At 59.7% G+C, this 3858-nt stretch carries 3 protein-coding genes and 1 pseudogene; 1 reads left to right on the top strand and 3 read right to left on the bottom strand.

The annotated features are described in order from the left end of the window. Positions 1–34: 34 nt before the first annotated feature. The 3 genes and pseudogenes from M8523_RS35910 to M8523_RS35920 form a co-directional block, all read right to left on the bottom strand. Positions 35–1108, bottom strand: a complete 1074-nt coding sequence (locus M8523_RS35910) for an acyl-CoA dehydrogenase family protein (protein ID WP_282589579.1) — start codon at positions 1106–1108, stop codon at positions 35–37. 217 nt (positions 1109–1325) lie between these two features. Then, positions 1326–2312 (bottom strand): annotated as a pseudogene (locus tag M8523_RS35915) (ABC transporter substrate-binding protein); the annotation flags it as partial. 12 nt (positions 2313–2324) lie between these two features. Next, positions 2325–2498 carry a hypothetical protein gene (locus tag M8523_RS35920; protein ID WP_282589580.1) on the bottom strand — a complete coding sequence of 58 codons (174 nt, stop codon included), beginning with the start codon at positions 2496–2498 and terminating at the stop codon, positions 2325–2327. 942 nt (positions 2499–3440) lie between these two features. Between M8523_RS35920 and M8523_RS35925 the strand changes: the two genes are divergently transcribed. Further along, the gene (locus M8523_RS35925; protein ID WP_282589581.1) at positions 3441–3656 is read left to right on the top strand and encodes an ABC transporter permease family protein; all 216 of its coding nucleotides are present in this window, start codon (positions 3441–3443) and stop codon (positions 3654–3656) included. Positions 3657–3858: the final 202 nt, after the last annotated feature.

Below are 3858 nucleotides of genomic sequence, written 5' to 3' on the forward strand. Positions count from 1 at the left end.
CCATCTACAAAGTAAAGACGCAGCAGGGAATCCCTCAAAAATCCTCGTCGCGAATCAAAAATTTATCGACGCTTCCTAAGTCGTCCTGAGGTGGCTGAAACAGGCCTGCGCGCGCGTCGCGAAAATGCCGCTCGAGGGTCAGGGCTCCCGTCAGGCTGAAGCCGCCTGCCACGCGGAGGCCGGTCTCCGAAGCCGATGTGGCCGCATTGGTGCAAAGATATTTGGCAGCCGCGATATTGGGCCCGAGGCGGTCGCGCAATGGTGGATGATCGCGCCAGAGCCGCGCCGTCTCATAGAGCTGCGCGCGGGCGCCATCCACCGCGACCTGCATCTGGCCGATCCAGTGCTGGATATGAGGCTGTCCGGCAATTGGCTGCGCGAGGGCACTCGGCACCCTTGCGTTGGCATAGCTGCAGGCGGCGGCAACAGCGGCCTCGCCGATGCAGAGATAGACCGCCGCGATGGTCAGCGCCCATGGTCCGGGCCCCGGCGCTCCTTTTCCCGCCGGTGGTTTCAGGGGCGTCGCGGTGCGGGACGGGATGGAACGCCGCTCAACCATCCAGTCGTCTGGCACGAACACGTCTTCATAGACGACATCGTCATTGCCGGCCGTGCGGAGGCTCAGGCTTCCGCCCCAGGTTGGCTCGATTCTGAGGCCGGGCGCATCGGCGCGCACGATCGCGCTGGCGACTTCTCCGTCGGGTGCGTCCTCTGTCGCGGACAGTTGGACGATCGTCACGAGGAACCGCAGCGCGGGCGCGCCTGTCACGAAGATCTTTCGCCCGTTGATCAACCAGCCGACTTCGGTGCGGGTCGCGGTCGCCGAGGGGCTGCTGGGCAGCGCACGCGGCTCTGGCCGGCAGACGAGCTGGACCAACTGGTCGAGGACAAAGCTGATGCCGATCGTCGCGAGCAGCGGGGCAATGCGCGCCTTGCCCCGCAGGGGCCGGAGCCCCACCCGCTCGATGAGCATCCCGAGCATGCCGCAAACCAGCATCACGATCACCATGGTGACGGGCAGCGGCGTGTACAAAAAAGTGATGCAGGCCCAGCCCAGATAGGCGCCGATCGTGTAAACCGAGCCGTGAGCGAAGTTGATAAGATTCACGACACCAAAGATCGGGCGAGGCCAACAGCAAAGAGCGCGTAGATATTGCCGATCACCAGCCCGTTGACGGTAGTCGATGAACGAACCCAAACCCTGCGTCCCTATATAGTGGCTTCATCCGTTTGAGCGGCAGATCGTCGAATGCCGCCCTTGACGCATCATCGATGAGAAGCACACCGACATCGCAAATCTTCGCTGCGCCTCGATGGATGGCTCCTCAGTTCAAGGCAGGCTCTGTCCCGTCCCAAAGTTGAAACGAGCCATCCTTGACGACCAGGAAGGTTGCCGTACCGCCCGCAACGCGGCGGTTTTGAGGATCGAAACTCGCCTTACCGAAGATCACGCTGGGCACGTCCTTGATCGCAGCGAGCCCATCGTGAACGGCCTTGCGATCGACGCCGTAGCGGTTCAGCACGTCCGCCAAAAGGATGATCGTGTCGTAAGCGTCCGCGTTGAACTCATCCGGTTCCTGGTTATACCGGGCTTTGAACTTGTCCACGAAGGCCTTCACCTCCGGACGGGTGTTGCCTGGAAAGAAATTCGATTCCGTGTAGACACCCTCCACGTCCTTGCCGCCAAGCTCGACGAATTTTGGTGAGTAGACGGAGCCGATGGCCACGATCGGTTGTGTCAGCCCAACGGAACGCACCTGTCGCGAAATCAGCGCGCCATCAGAATAGTAGGAGATCAGGATCAGCCCGTCAGGCTTGGCATCTCGCACCCGGACGAGTGTTGAGCGGAAATCCTGTTCGTCCGGCTGATAACCTTCGGAGGCGACGACCTCGAGACCATCCTTCTTGGCCGAATCCTGGAAAATCCTTTCGCTGGTGCGACCCCAATCCGTATTCAGATGCAGCACGGCCACGCGCTTTAAGCCGAGGTCCGCAGCGTATTTTGCAAGACGGGGCGTCTCGTCGGTCTGGGCGAGCGAATTGCTCCACATGTAGTCGCCGCCCTTGGTGAAATTCGGGTGCGAATTGGTGAAGCCGAACTGCACGAGACCGGCGCGCTGGTAGATCGGCGAGGCGGCCATGGAGGCCGTGCTCGAGAAATCACCGACCTCTGCCACGATCTTCGGGTCACTCACCAGTTTTTGGGCGATCGCGACGGACTGGCGAGGGTCGGACTGGCTGTCCTCGAACTGATAGGCGAGGGGATGGCCCCTGATGCCGCCTTTGGCATTGATCTCGTCAAGCGCGAGGTCGAAGCCCTTCCGTCACTGCGCGCCATAGTGTGCGTTTTGCCCCGTGAGCGGGCCGCTGACGCCGAGGGTCACAGGATCTCCCGTTGTCTGAGCCTGCCCAAGGGACGCCCCTGCCAGAGCCAGCGTCACGTCCATCGCTGCGGATCGAAGAGCGGCCCTGCGGGCCATTTTGCCGTGCGTGTTCATCGTTTCAGTCCAGCAAATGACGCAAGCTTATGAGGATGGCGCCTGACGATGCAAAACCGCAAGCCCAGACACAGCAACCGGATCACGAACCATCGCGGCGGCTATTGACCCGCCTTCCATAATCTACCTATCGAATGTACTATTGAGCGGCAATCGAAATTGTCGCCGCGCACGAAGCGCGAACCGGACCGAGGAGGTTCATGGGACATGCAGCACAAGCGGACGCACGAGTGTTCGACGTGGAGGCGCCTTGACGGTGCACGTGCCAGAAAGTCGGTGTCCGGCTGGCTGCATGGGGGCTCTAAACATCAGCCTTCTGAGAAAATCCAACGGTGAGTTGTTGGCCGTCCGCGTTTAGGATCCCTCATCGGTCTGCCCGTTCCTTGCATCTTGGGACTCGCTGTCAGAACCACTTCGTCTGATGAAGTAAGCGAGCATGACCATGGTCGATGGCCTCACAATCGGTCCAGTCGTGTCCAGACCCAAAGTTATTCAGCGCTGCTTGTGAGAGCAGCAAGCTCACTGGCTGAACGGTCGAAAAAAGTTGACTATGATTATGGATCTCTAATCCGCCTGCGATTGATTGCGGTCATATCATCTTGTCGTTGTAATCCGATTCTGTCTCGGCTCTCGGGTCTTGGTCGTTCCTCTTTGCCAAGGCAAAAAGGAGCGGTGACTATTCGTCGCAGCTGAAAAGATCGTGCTGCATCTATCGATTTGGAGGCGGATCATAAGCAACGGGCTCACCGAAACCGTTGAGCTGCGCGAGCAACCCAATCGTGTCGCCTCGCCGAACCTCGGTCGTGTCCGGAGCTTGCCGGAGCCGGTTCTTCGACAAAGCGCGGCATTGCTGTTTTTCTGCTGCTCTGCGAACTTGCGCCGCGCCTCGGTCTGATCAACCAGACGTTTTTCTGCTCTTTTCCGAAGTGATCGTGAAAGAGGGTGGAATATGCGCTCGCCGGAAAGCTCCTTCCGCAGATTCTGGTCAGTCTACAGCGCGCCGCTGGCGGCTTTGCGTTCGGGGTTGTCGTTGCGGTGCCGCTTGGCATTCTGCTGGGGTGGTACAAGCCCGTTGAAGCCAATCTGAACCCGCTGCTGCAGTTGCCGCGTCAGACCAACCCTGTTTCGTTGTTCCCGTCTTTATTCTGCTGCTCGTGATCGGTTATGCGACGAACATCGCGATCATCTTCTGGGTGGTCGTTTGGCCTATTCTGCTCAGCACAGTGAACGGCGTTCTCCAAGTTGGTCCCGCTCTCGTCAAACATGCCCGATCCGTCAACCTGCCGTAATTACCCAGGCCCTTGCCACGCAAGGAAATCGCTGATTCCCTTAGCGAATGAGCCGATTCGATCTTGAGCGT

This window comes from Lichenifustis flavocetrariae (assembly GCF_026130545.1).
Lineage (GTDB): Bacteria > Pseudomonadota > Alphaproteobacteria > Rhizobiales > Beijerinckiaceae > Lichenihabitans > Lichenihabitans flavocetrariae.